The organism is Exiguobacterium sp. MH3 (assembly GCF_000496635.1).
In the GTDB taxonomy this organism is placed as follows: domain Bacteria; phylum Bacillota; class Bacilli; order Exiguobacteriales; family Exiguobacteriaceae; genus Exiguobacterium_A; species Exiguobacterium_A indicum.
In genome coordinates, this window is the sequence record NC_022794.1 from 20,148 (window position 1) to 38,059 (window position 17,912).

16 protein-coding genes and 2 tRNA genes are annotated in these 17,912 nt (G+C 48.6%); all 18 read left to right on the plus strand.

Going from position 1 to position 17,912, the window contains the following annotated elements:
- Positions 1 to 34: 34 nt before the first annotated feature.
- The 18 genes from spoVG to U719_RS00200 all read left to right on the plus strand — a co-directional run bounded on the left by spoVG (position 35) and on the right by U719_RS00200 (position 17,891).
- Complete coding sequence (gene spoVG / locus U719_RS00115; protein ID WP_023466546.1) at positions 35 to 346, plus strand: septation regulator SpoVG; 312 nt, start codon at positions 35 to 37, stop codon at positions 344 to 346.
- A 168-nt stretch (positions 347 to 514) separates the two neighbouring features.
- On the plus strand, positions 515 to 1,864 hold the full coding sequence (glmU, locus tag U719_RS00120; RefSeq protein ID WP_023466548.1) for a bifunctional UDP-N-acetylglucosamine diphosphorylase/glucosamine-1-phosphate N-acetyltransferase GlmU: 1,350 nt from the start codon (positions 515 to 517) through the stop codon (positions 1,862 to 1,864).
- A 55-nt stretch (positions 1,865 to 1,919) separates the two neighbouring features.
- Positions 1,920 to 2,876: a ribose-phosphate diphosphokinase gene (locus tag U719_RS00125; RefSeq protein ID WP_012368955.1), complete on the plus strand. Its 957-nt coding sequence runs from the start codon at positions 1,920 to 1,922 to the stop codon at positions 2,874 to 2,876.
- 88 nt (positions 2,877 to 2,964) lie between these two features.
- Positions 2,965 to 3,522, plus strand: a complete 558-nt coding sequence (gene pth, locus U719_RS00130) for an aminoacyl-tRNA hydrolase (protein WP_023466549.1) — start codon at positions 2,965 to 2,967, stop codon at positions 3,520 to 3,522.
- A 56-nt stretch (positions 3,523 to 3,578) separates the two neighbouring features.
- Positions 3,579 to 7,094, plus strand: coding sequence for a transcription-repair coupling factor (mfd, locus tag U719_RS00135; RefSeq protein WP_023466550.1), 3,516 nt, complete (start codon positions 3,579 to 3,581; stop codon positions 7,092 to 7,094).
- Positions 7,091 to 8,638: a polysaccharide biosynthesis protein gene (locus U719_RS00140; RefSeq protein ID WP_023466552.1), complete on the plus strand. Its 1,548-nt coding sequence runs from the start codon at positions 7,091 to 7,093 to the stop codon at positions 8,636 to 8,638. The genes mfd and U719_RS00140 overlap by 4 nt, the downstream gene beginning before the upstream one ends.
- A complete protein-coding gene (gene mazG, locus U719_RS00145) occupies positions 8,635 to 10,065 on the plus strand; it encodes a nucleoside triphosphate pyrophosphohydrolase (RefSeq protein ID WP_023466554.1) in 1,431 nt (476 codons plus the stop codon). The genes U719_RS00140 and mazG overlap by 4 nt, the downstream gene beginning before the upstream one ends.
- Positions 10,062 to 10,334, plus strand: coding sequence for an RNA-binding S4 domain-containing protein (locus U719_RS00150; RefSeq protein WP_023466556.1), 273 nt, complete (start codon positions 10,062 to 10,064; stop codon positions 10,332 to 10,334). Before mazG ends, U719_RS00150 begins: the two co-directional genes overlap by 4 nt.
- 66 nt (positions 10,335 to 10,400) lie before the next feature.
- Positions 10,401 to 10,778 carry a septum formation initiator family protein gene (locus U719_RS00155; protein ID WP_023466557.1) on the plus strand — a complete coding sequence of 126 codons (378 nt, stop codon included), beginning with the start codon at positions 10,401 to 10,403 and terminating at the stop codon, positions 10,776 to 10,778.
- Between the two features lie 83 nt (positions 10,779 to 10,861).
- Positions 10,862 to 11,377 (plus strand): S1 domain-containing RNA-binding protein, encoded by a 516-nt coding sequence (locus tag U719_RS00160; RefSeq protein ID WP_023466558.1) that lies wholly within the window; start codon positions 10,862 to 10,864, stop codon positions 11,375 to 11,377.
- 153 nt (positions 11,378 to 11,530) lie between these two features.
- Positions 11,531 to 11,607 (plus strand) — tRNA-Met (locus U719_RS00165).
- Between the two features lie 9 nt (positions 11,608 to 11,616).
- Positions 11,617 to 11,688: transfer RNA gene (locus U719_RS00170), tRNA-Glu, on the plus strand.
- A gap of 69 nt (positions 11,689 to 11,757) precedes the next feature.
- Positions 11,758 to 12,990, plus strand: coding sequence for a tRNA lysidine(34) synthetase TilS (tilS, locus tag U719_RS00175; RefSeq protein ID WP_023466559.1), 1,233 nt, complete (start codon positions 11,758 to 11,760; stop codon positions 12,988 to 12,990).
- Positions 12,991 to 13,023: 33 nt separating this feature from the next.
- On the plus strand, positions 13,024 to 13,569 hold the full coding sequence (hpt, locus tag U719_RS00180) for a hypoxanthine phosphoribosyltransferase (RefSeq protein ID WP_023466560.1): 546 nt from the start codon (positions 13,024 to 13,026) through the stop codon (positions 13,567 to 13,569).
- A gap of 120 nt (positions 13,570 to 13,689) precedes the next feature.
- Positions 13,690 to 15,693: an ATP-dependent zinc metalloprotease FtsH gene (ftsH, locus tag U719_RS00185; protein ID WP_023466561.1), complete on the plus strand. Its 2,004-nt coding sequence runs from the start codon at positions 13,690 to 13,692 to the stop codon at positions 15,691 to 15,693.
- A gap of 178 nt (positions 15,694 to 15,871) precedes the next feature.
- Positions 15,872 to 16,633 carry a type III pantothenate kinase gene (locus tag U719_RS00190; RefSeq protein ID WP_029343061.1) on the plus strand — a complete coding sequence of 254 codons (762 nt, stop codon included), beginning with the start codon at positions 15,872 to 15,874 and terminating at the stop codon, positions 16,631 to 16,633.
- Between the two features lie 10 nt (positions 16,634 to 16,643).
- A complete protein-coding gene (hslO, locus tag U719_RS00195) occupies positions 16,644 to 17,567 on the plus strand; it encodes an Hsp33 family molecular chaperone HslO (protein ID WP_023466563.1) in 924 nt (307 codons plus the stop codon).
- Between the two features lie 12 nt (positions 17,568 to 17,579).
- The gene (locus tag U719_RS00200; protein ID WP_023466564.1) at positions 17,580 to 17,891 is read left to right on the plus strand and encodes a hypothetical protein; all 312 of its coding nucleotides are present in this window, start codon (positions 17,580 to 17,582) and stop codon (positions 17,889 to 17,891) included.
- The last annotated feature ends 21 nt before the right edge of the window (positions 17,892 to 17,912 follow it).

Sequence of the window (17,912 nt, forward strand, 5' to 3'; positions counted from 1 at the left end):
GAGTTGTGACAACGGTTAAAGGGGTGCGGACAAAATGAACGTTACGGACGTTAAAATTCGTCGCGTCGTGGCAGAGGGTCGAATGAAAGCACTTGCCTCTATTACGCTCGACCACGAATTCGTGGTACATGATTTGCGTGTCATCGAAGGGAATAGTGGTCTCTTCGTCGCCATGCCAAGCAAACGAACGCAAGAAGGTATCTTCCGGGATGTCGCTCATCCAATCAATGCATTAATGCGAAAAAAGGTCGAAGATTCAGTACTCGAAGCTTATGCGGCACGTGAGGAACAAGAAGAAGGCATCGGTTACGAAGTCGCTTCTGTTCAAACGACAGATCAAGTATAAGGAAAAAGACAGCTTTTCTCTTCTTGGGAAAAGCTGTCTTTTTTCTCGTTTTTTCCTCGATTCCGCTTCGTCCCATCATTGAATAACGGTGCCGTTTTCGTTATAGTTGGAACGAGTGTACTATTTCAGAACGAAATCAACACTAATTTACGTGGAGGAGCGACAAGGATGAATCATTTCGCGGTAATTCTAGCAGCGGGTAAAGGAACTCGGATGAAATCGAAGCTTTACAAAGTACTTCACCCAGTCGCTGGGAAACCTATGGTACAGCACGTCGTCGATCAATTAGCGACGCTCGGCGTCAAGCGACAGGTCGTCATCGTCGGTCACGGTGCGGAATCCGTCAAAGAAGTGCTTGGCACATCGGTGGAATACGCACTTCAAAGTGAGCAGCTTGGCACAGGACATGCTGTTCAAATGGCAGAACCCGTACTTGGGAACGAACAGGGAGCGACACTCGTCGTCTGCGGCGATACACCGCTCTTGACGAGCGAGACATTAGCTTCATTGTTACAACATCATACGGAGACGAACGCAAAAGTGACTGTCTTGACGGCACTCGCTGACGATCCGACTGGTTACGGACGAATCGTACGCGGTGAAGACGGAAACGTCTCGAAAATCGTCGAGCATAAGGATGCGAATGCAGAAGAACTCGCGATTCGTGAAATCAATACTGGTACGTATGTCTTTGATAATGAGATGTTGTTCGCGACGCTGAAGCAGGTCAAGAACGATAACGCGCAAGGTGAGTATTACTTACCAGACGTGATTGAGATTGCAAAGGCAGCAGGCGAAACAATCGCAGCGTATGCGGCACCTACGTTCGAAGAGACAATTGGTGTCAACGATCGCGTCGCACTTGCGCAAGCGGAAACATCGATGCGCAAGCGGACGAACGAGTACTGGATGCGTCAAGGTGTCACGTTCGTTGATCCGTCTTCGACGTATATCGGACCGGATGTCACGATTGGTTCAGATACTGTTCTTTATCCGGGAACGCAATTACTCGGTCAGACGGTCATTGGTTCAGAATGTACGATTGGTCCGAACTCGGATATCCGTAACAGTGAAGTGGCAGATGGTGCCATTGTTCGTCAATCCGTCGTCACGGACAGCAAAATTGGTCCAGCAGCGCAAGTCGGTCCATTCGCGCATTTACGTCAACAAGCAGTTCTCGGGGCGAACACACGCGTCGGAAACTTCGTTGAGATCAAGAAATCAACATTCGGTGAAGGTAGCAAATCAGCCCACCTGAGCTATGTCGGAGATGCGACGATCGGAGAGAACGTCAATCTCGGTTGTGGATCGATCACGGTCAACTACGATGGAAAAAATAAATTCCAAACGATCATTGAGGACGATGCCTTCATCGGCTGTAACGTCAACTTGATCGCACCGGTCACGGTCGGAAAGAACGCCCTTGTTGCTGCCGGATCAACCGTCACGGATGATGTGCCGGAAAACGGTCTCGCGATCGCACGGGAACGTCAAACGACGAAACCCGATTATCGTTAATTCATTACTTGTCGCTCTACTCGTCTAAACCCAAACAAATGGAGGCCACCTACACATGTCTACTGTCTTAGAACATGAAATTCGTATTTTCGCACTCAACTCGAACAAACCACTGGCAGAGGAAATCGCTAAAGTCATCGGAATCCCGGTCAGCGAAAGTTCAGTCAAACACTTCAGTGATGGCGAAATTTCGATGAACATCGAAGAAAGTGTCCGAGGGGATGATATTTACATCATTCAATCGACAAGCCAACCAGTCAACGAAAACCTGATGGAACTTCTCATCATGATCGATGCACTGAAACGGGCGTCTGCACGGACAATCAACGTCGTCATTCCGTATTACGGTTATGCGCGTCAAGACCGCAAAGCACGTTCACGTGAGCCAATCACGGCGAAACTCGTTGCGAACTTGCTTGAAGTAGCAGGGGCGACACGCGTCGTGACGATGGATCTCCATGCAGCACAAATCCAAGGGTTCTTCGATATTCCAGTAGATCAATTGATGGGTGTACCGCTTCTCGCTTCATACTTCGAGAAAAAGAACATCGATCCAAACGAACTCGTCATCGTTTCTCCAGACCATGGCGGTGTCACACGGGCACGTAAATTAGCAGAACAATTAAAAGCACCGATCGCGATCATCGACAAACGCCGTCCGAAACCGAACGTCGCAGAAGTCATGAACATCGTCGGTCAAGTCGATGGCAAGATTGCCATCATCATCGATGACATCATCGATACAGCGGGTACGATCACACTTGCAGCGAACGCTTTGATCGAAAACGGAGCGAAACAAGTCTATGCATGTTGTACACACCCTGTTCTTTCGGGTCCAGCAATGGAACGGATCGAGAACTCAGCGATCGAAGAACTCGTCGTCTTGAACACGATCGACTTGACACAACGCGAATGTGCAAGCAAAATCAAACAAATCTCTGTAGCACGCTTGCTTGCAGAAGCAATCATCCGTGTACACGAACAGAAATCAATCAGCCCGCTCTTCAGCTGATTGCTTGATGCATACGAACGACGTGGTCCGGTTTATTGAAATCGGACCCTTGTTCGTTTACTTTTTTAAATAGAAATGAGGAATCGATATGAAATGTATCGTCGGATTAGGGAATCCTGGAGCGAAGTATGCGAATACGCGCCACAACATCGGTTTTCTTGCGATTGATGCCTTAGCGGAGAAGCACGGGATCAAGCTTTCAGAATCGAAGTTTAAAGCCCTCTTCGGAACGGGAATGATAAACGGAGAACGTGTCGTGCTCGTCAAGCCATTGACGTATATGAACTTATCAGGTGAAGCGGTGCGACCGTTACTTGATTTCTATAAAATTGCGGTCGAAGATGTGCTCGTCATCTATGACGATCTGGACTTGCCGCTTGAGAAACTACGGTTGCGTTCAAAAGGCAGTGCAGGCGGTCATAACGGCGTCAAGTCGTTGATCCAGCACCTCGGTACGCAGGAGATCAAGCGTCTTAAGCTCGGCGTTGGTCGACCACCGGCACCCATCCAAGTCATTGACTGGGTGTTAATGAATTTTTCGAAGGCAGAACAAGGAAGTTTGCAACACGTACTCAATGCGTCTGTCGATGTAGCGACAGACTTCATAGACACACCGTTTCTCGCTTTGATGAATCGGTATAACTGAACGCAACGCTTTGGGGTTCCAAAGCGTTTTTGCTGTCGTGTTTTAGGAGGAAGAAGATGAAACAATTACAAGAACTCTTACTAGCGATTCCTGAAATCAAGACGGTTCGGGAACGCTTCCGGGACGGTGTCAACGCTCAGTTGATCACCGGTCTGATGAACAGTGGGAAAGCATTGTTCGTCGCCGGGATTTATCAGGAGACGAAACGTCGATTCGTACTCGTGACACATAATATGTTCCAAGCACAAAAACTGTACGATGATTTGATTGAACTTGTACCGGAAGAAGACGTCATGCTCTATCCGGTCGATGAGACGTTAGCAGCAGAACTTTCTTATGGCGCAAGTCCAGAACTGCGGGCGACGCGGATCGAGACCCGTCATCGTTTACTGACGACGGACGACGGAATTTTGATCATTCCGCTCGTCGGTTTACGCCGATATGTTCCGGATGCACAGACGTTCCTGTCACACGTCAAACAAGTGAAGCCGGGCGACATCTTATCGATTCCGGACTTCGTCCAAGATTTAGTCGATGCGGGGTACGAACGGACAGCGACCGTGACGACACCTGGTGAGTTTGCTGTTCGCGGAAGTATCATCGATATTTATCCGCTCACGGTCGAACGTCCATACCGGCTCGATCTATTCGACGAGGAAGTCGACTCGATCTATACATTCGATGCGGAGACACAACGCTCACTCGGTGTCGTCGCAGAAGCATGTTTGATGCCAGCGGCGGAACATTTCGCGACGAAGGATCAGTTGAAGGACGCGGGTGAAAAAGTCCGTCGTCTTTATGAGGCGACGAAAGAGCGTGTCCAAAGTACGGAAGTCCTCGCGGCACTTGAAGAGGGAATTGCTTATGACGTCGAGTTGCTAGAAAACGGCGATCGTCCGAAACAGTTCGCGAAGTATGCACCGATCCTCTACACGTCGACGTTACGTCAAGACGTGACGGGAAGCGTCTTGATCGTCGATGAAGTCGCACGGGTCGAAGAAGCGGCGGAAGTCCAGGATGCAGAGGAAGCAGAATGGATGGCGTCTCTCATTGAACGCGGACAAAGCGTCAGTGATTACGTCCTGTCCGTTCCGATGGCACATGTCTTTGAAGGACAACCATTGTTGTATCTCTCGCTCCTACCGACTCGTCGGAGCGGGGTACCGGAAAGTGCGGCAATCCATTTCAGCATCAAACCGATTGCACCGTTCCATGGTCAGATGGAACGCCTGAAGCAAGAAGTCGAGCGATATCGTCGCGCTGACATGTGGATGGTTTTCTTAGCGAGTAACCGAGAACGTGCCGAGCGGATGCGTCAGACGTTATCCGATTATGGGGTCGAAGCCTCGATCGTAACGAAAGAAGGCATCACTCGTGGTCAACCAGCAATCCTGATTGGGGGAATTCATGGTGGATTCGAGATGACGAATGCGCGTCTCGTCGTCATCACGGAAGAAGAAGTCTTCAAGCAACCAGCGCGTCGCCGGAAGCAAACGACGAAGCTGACGAACGCTGAACGGATTAAGAGCTACCAAGAATTGAAGACAGGCGATTACGTCGTTCATATTCATCATGGGATTGGTCGGTACCACGGCATCAAGACGATTGATGTAGCCGGTAATCATCAGGACTATCTCCATCTCGTTTACGCGGGAGAGGACTCTTTGTATGTTCCTGTCGATCAGATCGACTTGATTCAAAAGTATGTCGGGGCTGAAGGGAAAGAGCCGAAGATCTATAAACTCGGCGGGACGGAATGGAAAAAGGTCAAAGCGAAAGTCCAGAAATCGGTCGAGGATATTGCTGATGAGTTGATCAAGCTCTATGCGGCTCGCGAGGCTGCCGTCGGTTTTGCGTTCCCAGAGGACGACGATAACATGCAAGCATTCGAGGCTTCGTTCCCGTATGAGGAAACGGTCGATCAATTACGATCGATTGCCGAGATCAAGAAGGATATGGAACGTCCGCGTCCGATGGATCGTCTATTATGTGGCGACGTTGGATACGGGAAAACGGAAGTTGCGATTCGAGCAGCGTTCAAAGCGGTCATGTCTGGAAAACAAGTCGCGTTACTCGTACCAACAACTGTCCTTGCACAACAACACTACGAAACGATGCTTGAGCGATTCAGTGAATGGCCGATTCGTGTGTCGGTCATGAGCCGGTTCCGTTCGCCAGCAGAATTAAAGGCGACGAAACAAGGTCTAAAAGAGGGAACGATCGATGTCGTCGTCGGGACACACCGTGTGCTGTCGAAAGACGTCCAGTTTGCTGATATCGGATTATTGATCATTGATGAAGAGCAACGATTCGGTGTAAAACACAAAGAACGTCTGAAACAGTTGAAGACGAACGTTGACGTTTTGACGTTGACAGCGACACCGATTCCGCGGACATTGCACATGTCGATGATCGGGATCCGTGATCTCTCGGTCCTTGAGACACCGCCGGAAAACCGGTATCCGGTTCAGACATACGTCATGGAATACGACGGAATCGTCATGCGCGAAGCGCTCGAACGAGAACTTGGACGTGGTGGACAAGCGTTCTTCCTGTATAACCGGGTCGAAGGCATCGAGCGAAAGGCAGAAGAGATTCGCGCGCTCGTACCGGAAGCGAGGATCGTCACGGCGCACGGTCGGATGACGGAAACCGAACTCGAAAGTCAGTTGATCGCGTTCTTCGAAGGGGATGCAGATGTTCTTGTCAGTACGACGATCATCGAGACAGGAATCGATATTCCGAACGTCAATACGTTGATCGTTCACGACGCGGATCAAATGGGACTATCCCAACTGTATCAATTGCGCGGTCGTGTCGGTCGTTCAAGTCGCGTCGCCTATTCGTACTTTACGTACCGTCCGCAAAAACGATTGACGGAAGTCGCAGAAAGTCGACTGCAAGCGATCAAGGAATTCACGGAGCTCGGTAGCGGCTTTAAAATTGCGATGCGTGACTTATCGATTCGTGGCGCCGGGAACTTACTCGGTTCCCAACAATCGGGCTTCATCGACTCTGTTGGTTTCGATCTTTATTCGCAGATGCTGGCAGAAGCGGTTGAAGAACGGAAAGAACGGATGAAGGGCAAAAAACGCGTCCAGAAATTCGTACCTGAGTTCACGTTCAGTCTTGATGCGTATATTCCATCGCACTACATGACGGACTCCGAGCTGAAAATCGAATTTTATAAACGTTTGAAATATGTCGATACCGTCGATAGTCTCGAACAACTTGAAACAGAGATGCTCGAACGATTCGGTGAGTTCCCGGATGAGGTTGCTCGTTTGATCCAACTGACGCGGATGCGGATTTTTGCTGAACGAGCGCGTGTCGAGCGCGTCAAACAAACCGATCCGAAAATCGAGATCGTCTTGTCACTTCAATCAACACAGCAGTTGGATGTGGCGGATTTCGTCAAATGGACCGTTCCGCTTGGACGTGGTCTAGGGATGGGGCAACAAGAACAGAAACTCGTCTTGACGCTCAACCGCAACAAGCAGTCGACGCAACAGATGACGATGCAAGCAGAACAGTTGCTAGCAGAGCTTGATCGTCGGCTCGTCGCACGATGAATAGACGAACGATTGCGCAAGGCGCAGCACTGCTTGCGATCTCTAGTTATATCTCGAAACTGCTCAGCTTCTTTTACCGGATTCCGTATCAGAACCTTGCAGGTGACTTCGGACTGTACGTCTATCAGACGGTCTATCCCTTATTCGCGATAGCGGCAGCGCTAGGTATTTATGCGCTGCCCGTCATCGTGGCGAAGTTGACGCTCCATCATCCAGATGAAAAACGAGAAGTTTTATGGTCGATTTTGTACGTCTTACTTGCGATGACGGTCTTCTTTGGTCTGTTCGGATGGTGGATTGCCCCGACACTTGCGGGTTGGTTTGGAGACGATAAACTCGTTGTTCCGTTGCGAGCCGTCACGTGTACGTTTTATTTACTACCTGTGATTGCCGTTCTTAGAGGCATGTTTCAAGCAGATCTCGAGATGCGACCGACGGCTGTATCCCAAGTCTCTGAAAATGCCGTCCGTGTCGGACTCTTGTTGCTCGTGACCTATATCGGCGTCTCGATGCAGGCGGACCCTTACTGGATTGGTGCCAGTGCCCATCTGACAGCGATCGGTGGCAGCATCGTTTCGTTATTCGTCCTGTTACGTTTTGCGAAAGGGAAGATCGGTCGTCCTGTGTTTTCAGGTATTCACGTACGTCGGGTCGGGAAAGTGCTCGTGACAAGCGGGGTGGCGGTCAGTATCGCCTCACTTGCCTTGTTACTGATGCAATTGATCGATGGATTGACGTTCGTCAATCTACTTGGCAATACGACGGAGACGAAAATTGAAAAAGGGGTGCTCGACCGTGGGTATCCGTTACTGCAATTCGCGATTCTCTTTGCGACATCGATGAGTCTTGCGAGTGTTCCATCCTTATCAACCGCATATCGAAAGCATGATCCGCAGATGATGCGTCAACAACTCGAGACATTACTCCGTTCCGGTCTATTGATTGCCGCTGCAGCGACAATCGGACTAATGGGTGTGATGCGTCCGCTCAATATTGCGTTGTATCAAGATGACCAGGGAACAGCAGGGTTGATTTGGCTCGCGGCGACGGCATTTGCCGCTTCGATTGCGATGATGATCATCTCTTGTCTCCAGTCGGTCGATGCTGAAAAATATGCGCTCGTTGGTGTTCTTGTCGGATTAGGGGCGAAGCTCGTTCTGAATCTCTATTTCATTCCCCGATATGGTATGATCGGGGCGGGTATGGCGACATTTGGCGGTTTTGCCGTCATGGCGACAGCACAATGGATTTTATTGAACCGGAAGTTCGGTCGCGTATCGGCAGGAAACGCGTTCTACCGACGACTGGTCTTACCTGTGCTCGCCATGAGTGTGTTTCTGTACCTGATCGAAACGTTCTTCCGGCTTTTTGAGCTTGAGACACGAATCGGTGCGGCACTCGAAGTCGGCGTCCTTGTCGTCGGTGGTGCCATCATTTATGGCAGTATGGCATTACGCGTTCGTGCATTAACAGCACAAGAGTGGGCGCTATTGCCTTTAGGAGATAAGTTATATCAGATGTACCAACGTAGGAGGAGTATATGACACACCGAATCACGATCGTCGGCCTTGGCGTCGGCGAACTCGAACAATTGCCGTTTGGCATCTATCGATTATTAAAAAACACGACACAGCCTGTCTATTTACGGACAATGGATCATCCAGTCGTTTCAGAACTCGCAGCAGAGGGAATGAACTTTACATCATTTGACTCGGTTTACGAACGACATAGTCGGTTTGAAGACGTATACACAGAAATCGTTGAGGAATTGCTTCGCCTCTCAAAGACGACGGACATCATCTATGCCGTCCCAGGTCATCCACTGGTCGCTGAGAGTACCGTCCAGCAGTTATTAGAGCGGACGGACGCGGTCGACGTTGTAGGCGGACAAAGTTTTCTTGATCCGATGTTCGCGGCGCTTGGCGTAGATCCGATTGAAGGATTCCAGTTGCTTGATGCGACGGCGTTTACCGTCGATGAAGCGCAGATCCGTCAACATTTGCTGATTGGACAAGTCTATGATGCGCTCGTCGCCGGTGATTTAAAGGTTCAGCTGATGGAACGTTATCCGGACGAACATCTCGTCACTCTGGTCACAGCAGCGGGTACAAGCAAACAAACTGTCCAAAGCGTGCCGTTGTATGAACTCGATCATGTGACGACGCTCAGTAACTTGACGACAGTCTACGTGCCACCTGTTACGGATGAGCAGACGCTGAACCGTGACTTCGCGACATTAAAAGAGATTGTCGCACGGTTACGTGGTGAAGGCGGTTGCCCATGGGATCAAGAGCAGACACATGAGTCCTTAAAACGTCATTTAATCGAAGAATCTTATGAATTACTGGAAGCAATCGACCTTCAGGACGATAACTTAATGATAGAAGAGCTAGGAGACGTCCTTTTACAGGTCATGCTCCATGCACAAATTGGTCTAGATGAAGGGTATTTCGACATTCGAGATGTCATCGGAAGCGTCAGTGATAAGATGATTCGTCGCCATCCACATGTGTTCGGAGAAACGATTGTCGATTCTTCGGCAGACGTTGTTTCGAACTGGCAAGACATTAAAGCACAAGAGAAACCGGAGCGGACTTCCTTGCTCGATGGCGTAACAAAAGGGGCACCTGCCTTGATGCGCGCAGAAGATATTCAAAAGAAAGTGGCGAAAGTCGGTTTTGAATGGAGTGACGTCGAGGGTGCACTTGAAAAAGTAATCGAAGAGTTACGTGAATTGAAGGAAGCCGCACCAGAAGAACGACTAGGTGAATTCGGAGACGTTCTGTTTTCGATAACACTCGTTGGGAAATACCTTGGTCTCTCGGCAGAAGAGGGGCTACAACAGACGAACGATAAATTCATCCGTCGCTTTACGCGAATGGAACAGCTAGCGGATCGACCGCTCGTTGAGATGACGCTTGAAGAGCAAGATTCACTCTGGCATCAAGCGAAGCAGGAGGAACAGTCATGAGACTTGATAAATTTTTAAAAGTATCGCGTCTGATCAAACGACGGACGCTTGCGAAAGAAGTAGCCGATCAAGGTCGGATTACAATCAATGGTAATGTGGCGAAAGCAAGTAGCACGGTAGCAGCAGGTGATGAGATGACGATTCGGTTCGGAAACAAGATCGTCACGGTTGCGATTTCGAGCATTAAAGAACATGCCAAAAAAGAAGAAGCATCTGATATGTATGAGATCATCCGTGAAGAAAAGGTGAATTCCGAAGAATCAATGTAATTTACCGGAAAAAGGAAGTATACTAAAGAGTGTCAGGGGTGACCACTCAGAAAGAGGAGGGATGATATGCCAACACCGCTCGAATCAGGGCGTCCTGCGCCAAAGATCAAGCCGCTCAATGACCGTAAAAAGCAGTTGAGTCAGAATGCCATCGAAAACCGTCGACGTCTCAAAAATCGCTTTTTCCTGTGTCTGACCGTCTTTTTACTCATCTTTTCCCTCATGGGGTGGTCATACATGGAGAAACGGCAATTGATCGCTGAACAAAAGCAGTCGTTTCAAGTCGCCGAACAAGAGCAGACGAAAGCAAAAAAAGAGACCGCCCGTCTGAAGGAAGAAATCAATCGTCTCAATGATAAAGAGTATGTAGCGAACTTAGCTCGAAGCGAGTTGCTCTATTCGAAAAAAGGGGAAACGATCTTCTACTTTTCACCGGAAGACTAATTGAAGGTTGCCGATTGATTGAAAAAAGAATGAATCACTCGTATAATAAGAAACGAATCAACTAAAAAGGAGCAATACAATTTATGTCGATTGAAGTAGGCAGCAAAGTGCAAGGGAAAGTAACAGGCATCACGAATTTCGGAGCGTTCGTTGAGTTACCAACAGGGAAAACTGGTCTTGTTCACATCAGTGAAGTGGCAGATTCTTACGTTAAAGACATCAATGATGTGTTGACGGTTGGTCAAGAAATCACCGTCAAAGTCTTAAGTGTTGAAAACGATGGTAAGATCGGTCTTTCCATCAAAAAAGCCGTCGATCGTCCAGAAGGCGAACGTCCTCGTCCTGCACGTCAGTTCGACCGTGGACCACGTCCAGCAGGACAAGATCGTGGACCACGTTCGTTCGATAACAAAGGACCACGTGGAGGCGGTAACCGTGGAGGCTTCAACAAAGGCGGCCGTGGTACACCACCACCGCGCAAAGAACAATCGTTCGATACGCTGATGTCTAGTTTCCTGAAAGATAGTGAAGATCGTCTTGCTACATTGAAACGTCAAACGGATTCAAAACGTGGCGGACGCGGCGCAAAACGTCAATAACTTGCTGACCTGTTCTTTATAAGAATAGAGATGGAATGACGCCGTTCATTCCATCTTTTATTTTTTTGAAATTATTTTTAGAAAAAGCGTTGACTTTCATTTGACCTGCCCGTATTATAGAAAATGTGCTTAAGACGCACGAGTTAAAAATATGGCGGTGTAGCTCAGCTGGCTAGAGCGTACGGTTCATACCCGTGAGGTCGTGGGTTCGACTCCCTCCGCCGCTACCATATTTTTTTGGCCCGTTGGTCAAGCGGTTAAGACACCGCCCTTTCACGGCGGTAACACGGGTTCGAATCCCGTACGGGTCATTCTCAAAAGCTATCTCTATTATATAGAGATAGCTTTTTTTAGGTTTTAACGGAAAGGGGGAAATCGTTATGGAAGGTGTGCCGTTCGAACCACTTTTAGTAGGTGTTTCGGGAGGTTGTGATTCGATGGTACTCGTCGATCGGTTGTACAAAGAGGGCTACGATATCGCGATTGCGCATGTGCATCATGGATTACGAGAGGCGTCCGACGAAGAAGCGTGCTTTATTAAGGAGTGGGCAACGACCCGAAAGATATCTTTTTTCATGACGCGTTTAGAATGGACAGGACGTACGAGCTCTCAAGCAGCTTGTCGCGAAGAGAGATATGCGTTTTTTGAACGAATCATGGAAGAGACCGGGCGTTCGCGTCTGATTCTCGCCCATCATCAAGACGATCAAATTGAGACGCTACTCATTCAGCTCATACGTGGAGAAGCGCAGGTTGATGGTATTCCCGTCGTTCGTCCGTTTGGTAACGGTTGGTTGCATCGACCGTTGCTACATGAATCGAAGCAAACATTACGCGAGTATGCGTTGCAACATGAAGTTCCATGGCGAGAAGATGCGTCAAATGCAGAAACTACTTATTTGCGTAATCAAATCCGGCATACGATTGTTCCATCACTCCGAGACATGCGTCCTGAGTTTGAACAGGCAACGGCAGCGGCAGCACATGCGCGACAGCAAATCATGCGTGAGCAGGCGGCATTCGTCGCGACCTATCTCGAACGGTGTAAGGAAGCGAACGGAATTCCGGTCGCACGTATTTTAGAATTACCGATGGATTTACAGCGGCTTGTTTTGCCGACATTAACGGGAGAAATGTTTTCTTCGGATGTGATTCGTCACTTTGTTACATGGCTTCGGGTGGATAAGGGCTCAGACGAAGTGTATTATGGAAACTGGAGGATGCGACGTGCATATGGCTTTTTGATGCAGGATCGTGTGATACGGTCAATGAATGACGATTTATCGTTTCAAGTAGGGGAGAATTTGGGAACGTATCATTATGGTGAACAAATGGTTCGCTTCTCAATCGGAAATCAAGGTATCCCGCTGGACGCGATTGCGTTCCCATTGACGGTACGTCCGCCTCGTCCAGGAGATCGGATTCAGCTTGCAGTAGGATCGAAAAAAGTCAGTCGAATTCTGATTGATGCTAAGGTTCCGCGTTATCTCCGGGAACAGGTTCCGGTCGTCGTCGATGCAAATGGAGTGATTTTAGCCGTCATTGGACATCGAATTGCAATATTCGGGTCATTTGAACTCCTCGCAAAATCTTATTTAATGATAGAATGGTAATGTAGTGTTTATTATGGAGGAGGAATACCTAGCATGACCTTGATGAACGATATGGAAAAAGTACTGATTTCAGAAGAAGAGATCCAAAATAAAGTGGGCGAACTTGCCGGCGAATTGACAGCGGATTATCACGATCGTTTTCCGTTGCTTGTGTGCGTCTTAAAAGGCGCAATGCCGTTCATGTCTGATCTTGTGAAAAAGATGGATATGCACCTTGAAATGGACTTCATGGACGTTTCAACGTATCACGGTGGGACAACATCAACAGGTGAAGTCAAGATTGAAAAAGATTTGAACACATCGGTAGAAGGACGCGACATCTTGATTGTCGAAGATATTATCGACAGCGGATTGACGCTTGGTTACCTTGTCGATCTCTTCAAGTATCGGAAAGCGAAGTCCGTTAAGATCGTGACGTTGCTCGACAAACCAACAGGACGGAAGAATGACTTGCACGCAGATTACAGCGGCTTCGTCATTCCACACGAATTCGTTGTCGGTTATGGTCTGGATTACGAAGAGAAGTATCGTAACCTTCCATATGTAGGTGTCTTGAAACCTGCAGTCTACGGTGGCTAATTATTTTTAATCTCGTCTGTCCCATGATAAGATGAAACCAATTACAAAGCGCGCCCTGTCGCGCCAGGATTCGTATTCATCCACTAGAAAAACGAGATGGATGCGGAGAGGAGGCATAAGATGAACCGAGCAGTGAAGAATACCCTCGTGTTTGGGGTCATTTTTCTAGCTTTGATCTTGTTTCTGCAATACTTGCAGAGTCCAGTGAACAAAAGCAAAGAAATCAATTACACACAGTTTGTCGAGTCTGTTGAAAAAGGTGAAATCAAGACGGCTACCTTCCAATACGAAGGGCAGACGTATAATGTGACAGGAGATTTGCGTGAAAAAGATTCAACGTATGAGACGGTCGTACCGGCTGTTGATACGGAACTAACGGATCTTTATACGCAATTGAAAAGCCAAGGAGTCAAATTGGACTTTAAGGCAGCAGAAACGAATGGTGGTTGGATCGCGTTACTGACGACGATCGTTCCATTCATCATCATCTTCATCCTCTTCTTCTTCTTGATTAATCAAGCACAAGGTGGCGGTGGTGGCGGTCGCGTCATGAACTTCGGGAAATCGAAGGCACGCCTCTATGACACAGAGAAGAAAAAGATTACGTTTGATGATGTAGCCGGCGCAGACGAAGAGAAACAAGAACTCGTCGAAGTCGTTGAATTCTTGAAAGATCCGCGTAAATTCGCGAAACTCGGTGCCCGTATTCCGAAAGGGGTCCTCCTCGTAGGTCCTCCAGGTACAGGTAAGACGTTGCTCGCGCGTGCCGCAGCTGGTGAAGCTGGCGTACCATTCTTCTCGATTTCAGGTTCTGACTTCGTTGAGATGTTCGTCGGTGTCGGGGCATCACGTGTCCGTGACTTGTTCGAAAACGCGAAGAAAAATGCACCATGTATCATCTTCATCGATGAAATCGATGCTGTCGGTCGTCAACGGGGCGCAGGTCTCGGTGGTGGACACGATGAGCGTGAGCAGACATTGAACCAACTTCTCGTTGAGATGGATGGATTCAGTGAAAACGAAGGCATCATCATGATCGCAGCAACGAACCGTGCTGATATTCTTGACCCAGCCTTACTCCGTCCAGGTCGTTTTGACCGTCAAATCACGGTTGACCGTCCAGATGTCATCGGTCGTGAAGCAGTCTTGAAAGTTCACGCGCGGAATAAACCGCTCGATTCAACGGTTGATTTAAAAGCGATCGCACAACGAACACCTGGATTCTCAGGTGCGGATCTTGAAAACCTTCTAAACGAAGCAGCACTTGTTGCCGCTCGGGCAGACCGTGATAAAGTCTCGATCGTTGACCTCGAAGAAGCGATTGACCGCGTCATCGCTGGACCAGCGAAGAAGAGCCGGATCATCTCGCCGAAAGAGAAAAAGATCGTCGCATGGCACGAAGCTGGACATACAATCATCGGTGTCACGCTCGACGATGCGGATGAAGTACACAAGGTAACGATCGTTCCTCGCGGAAACGCGGGCGGATATGTTGTCATGTTGCCAAAAGAAGATCGTTACTTCATGACGAAGCCGGAACTCGAAGATAAGATTACTGGATTGCTCGGTGGTCGTGTCGCAGAGGATATCGTCTTCGGAGAAGTCTCGACTGGGGCAAGCAATGACTTCCAGCGTGCGACAGGTCTTGCACGGAAAATGGTCATGGAGTTCGGGATGAGTGAAAAACTCGGACCGCTTCAATTCGGATCAGGTCAAAGCGGTAACGTCTTCCTCGGCCGTGATTTCCAAAACGAACAGAACTACTCGGATGCAATCGCACACGAGATCGATACGGAAATCCAAGCGATCATCAACCGCTGTTACCAAAAAGCGAAAGATATCCTGACTGAGAAGCGCGATCAGCTCGACTTGATTGCAACGACATTGCTTGAAGTCGAAACACTCGATCAAAAACAAATTCACCATCTCCTAGAGACGGGCGAATACAAAAAACATGAACCAGAAGCAACGACTCCAAAAGCAGAAGAGAAAGCACCGGAATCGACAGATGCAACTGTTGATCAACCGACGCAGTCTCCAACGCAAATGGGTTCAGTCGTTGACGAAGGGAAAAATGTAGATACGGATACACCAGACACGCCGCGTCGCGACGATCAAGTGTAAACGGATGGAACGGATTCGATCTCGCATCGAATCCGTTCTTTTTTGTGGCAGACCGAGCGAATACACATCGGTAGGTGTGACCATATGAGCATGGTATAATCACAACGTATATTATTCCGATCGTGAAACAACGGAATATAGAAGCATGAAAATCGAGAAGAAGCGGGGAAATAAGCAAATGATTTTAGTCATCGATGTCGGAAATACGAATATCGTCTTAGGTGTCTATCAGGGACAAGAGTTGATTGAGCATTGGCGGATTGCGACAGACCGGACACGGACGACGGACGAATACGGTATGCTCGTCAAAGCGTTGTTCCGTGACGCAGAGCTAAACGTGGAAGAAATCGAGGGAATCGTGTTATCATCTGTCGTACCCCCCGTCGTGTTTCCACTAGAAAATATGTGTGTGCGTTACTTTAAACGCCGTCCGTTCTTGATTGGACCAGGAATCAAGACAGGACTGGATTTAAAAGTCGATAATCCACGGGAAGTGGGAGCCGATCGAATCGTCAACGCAGTAGCGGCGACGGCGAAATACGAGGGACCGATGATCATCGTCGATTTCGGAACAGCGACGACGTATTGTTACATCGATGCACAAAAACGGTATTACGGCGGCATCATCTCACCCGGTGTGATGGTTGCAACCGAGGCACTCTATAATAAGGCAGCAAAATTGCCACGAATCGAAATCGCGAAACCGCAGTCAGCCATCGGACGGAATACGATCCATGCGATGCAGTCGGGGACCTATTTCGGATATGTGGCACAGGTGGACGGACTCGTTCACCGGATGAAAGAAGAAATGGGAGAAGCGAAGGTCATTGCGACCGGCGGCTTAGCCCGATTAATCAGCGAGGAATCCACGATGATTGAGGTCGTCGATCCATTCTTGACGTTAGATGGATTACGGATTATCTACGAACGAAATAAGTGAGGGAATCAAGATGAAACGTGAAGAATTATTAGCACAATTAAAAGATGACTATTTAGTACGGGCGTTAGGCTTCAATGGAGAAGTCCGTGCGTTTGCAATCCGTTCGACGAAGACGGTCTATGAAGCACAACTGCGCCACCAGACGACACCTGTCGTCACAGCAGCGCTCGGTCGGACACTGACGATCGGTGCAATGATGGGTACGATGCAAAAAGGCGATACACGTGTCACATTAAAAGTCGAAGGCGATGGACCGATTGGGAAAATCATCGTCGATGCCGACGCAAAAGGTGTCGTACGTGGATATGTGAGTCGTCCCCGTGTCGAGATGGATACGTATGTCAATGCAGATGGTCTGACGAAACTAAAAGTCGGTGAAGCGGTCGGTCGCGGAAACATCTCTGTCATCAAAGACCTCGGGTTGCGTGACTTCGTCGGTGGTCAATCGCCGATTCAAACAGGTGAGATCAGCGAAGACTTCACGTATTACTTTGCTGTATCGGAACAAAGCCCATCGGTCGTTGGGGCTGGCGTTCTCGTTTATCCAGAAGACGAATCAGTCATCGCAGCAGGTGGCTTGATCGTTCAATTGATGCCAGGTGCGTCGGAAGAAACGATTGCAGCACTCGAAAAACGTGTTGGAGCCCTTAAACCGATCTCGATTCTCGTCGGTGAGGAAAAAACACCAGAAGAAATGTTAGAACTCGTTCTCGGTGACTACGAACATCTTGATACGATTCCAGTATCATTCGAATGTACGTGTGACCGTGACAAATTAGCGACAGCAATCATTGCCCTTGGACCAGATGAGATTCAAGCGATGATTGATGAAGATGGTGGTGCGGAAGCTGTTTGTCACTTCTGTTCAGAGCATTATCACTATGATGTTCCAGAATTAGAGGAACTTCGCGAAAAATCACTCGAAAGAGCATAAGAGGGATCGAATATGGGGAATGTACAACCTAAGTACTTGTGGATGTTGATCTTCATCTTAATGTTGACGAATTTCATGACCGGTGCTTACGCCTTCATGGGTGAGCTCCCAAAGGTCGATTCTCCTAAAATCGTTCAAGACAGCATCGGTGGTCCGCTCGAGGATGTCGTCGCCGAAGTCGGTGATGAGAAAATCACGCGCGCGATGGTCTATCAGACGATGCGAACGGAACAGGAAAAACAGACGATTGATCGTTTGATTCAAGAAGCGGTCGAACGCCAGACGAAGGATGGAAAAAAGCCGGAAGTCAAACGCTTTGATTGACAGATTTCATCCAGTCCGCTG

What these genes read in the sequence shown, in the direction of transcription:
- hslO (WP_023466563.1), top strand. Translation starts at nt 16,644, where the DNA reads ATGAAACGTGAAGAATTATTAGCACAATTAAAAGATGACTATTTAGTA.
- U719_RS00155 (WP_023466557.1), top strand. Translation starts at nt 10,401, where the DNA reads ATGCCAACACCGCTCGAATCAGGGCGTCCTGCGCCAAAGATCAAGCCG.
- tilS (WP_023466559.1), top strand. Translation starts at nt 11,758, where the DNA reads ATGGAAGGTGTGCCGTTCGAACCACTTTTAGTAGGTGTTTCGGGAGGT.
- U719_RS00160 (WP_023466558.1), top strand. Translation starts at nt 10,862, where the DNA reads ATGTCGATTGAAGTAGGCAGCAAAGTGCAAGGGAAAGTAACAGGCATC.
- pth (WP_023466549.1), top strand. Translation starts at nt 2,965, where the DNA reads ATGAAATGTATCGTCGGATTAGGGAATCCTGGAGCGAAGTATGCGAAT.
- U719_RS00200 (WP_023466564.1), top strand. Translation starts at nt 17,580, where the DNA reads ATGGGGAATGTACAACCTAAGTACTTGTGGATGTTGATCTTCATCTTA.
- mazG (WP_023466554.1), top strand. Translation starts at nt 8,635, where the DNA reads ATGACACACCGAATCACGATCGTCGGCCTTGGCGTCGGCGAACTCGAA.
- U719_RS00125 (WP_012368955.1), top strand. Translation starts at nt 1,920, where the DNA reads ATGTCTACTGTCTTAGAACATGAAATTCGTATTTTCGCACTCAACTCG.
- spoVG (WP_023466546.1), top strand. Translation starts at nt 35, where the DNA reads ATGAACGTTACGGACGTTAAAATTCGTCGCGTCGTGGCAGAGGGTCGA.
- U719_RS00190 (WP_029343061.1), top strand. Translation starts at nt 15,872, where the DNA reads ATGATTTTAGTCATCGATGTCGGAAATACGAATATCGTCTTAGGTGTC.
- ftsH (WP_023466561.1), top strand. Translation starts at nt 13,690, where the DNA reads ATGAACCGAGCAGTGAAGAATACCCTCGTGTTTGGGGTCATTTTTCTA.
- glmU (WP_023466548.1), top strand. Translation starts at nt 515, where the DNA reads ATGAATCATTTCGCGGTAATTCTAGCAGCGGGTAAAGGAACTCGGATG.
- mfd (WP_023466550.1), top strand. Translation starts at nt 3,579, where the DNA reads ATGAAACAATTACAAGAACTCTTACTAGCGATTCCTGAAATCAAGACG.
- U719_RS00150 (WP_023466556.1), top strand. Translation starts at nt 10,062, where the DNA reads ATGAGACTTGATAAATTTTTAAAAGTATCGCGTCTGATCAAACGACGG.
- hpt (WP_023466560.1), top strand. Translation starts at nt 13,024, where the DNA reads ATGACCTTGATGAACGATATGGAAAAAGTACTGATTTCAGAAGAAGAG.
- U719_RS00140 (WP_023466552.1), top strand. Translation starts at nt 7,091, where the DNA reads ATGAATAGACGAACGATTGCGCAAGGCGCAGCACTGCTTGCGATCTCT.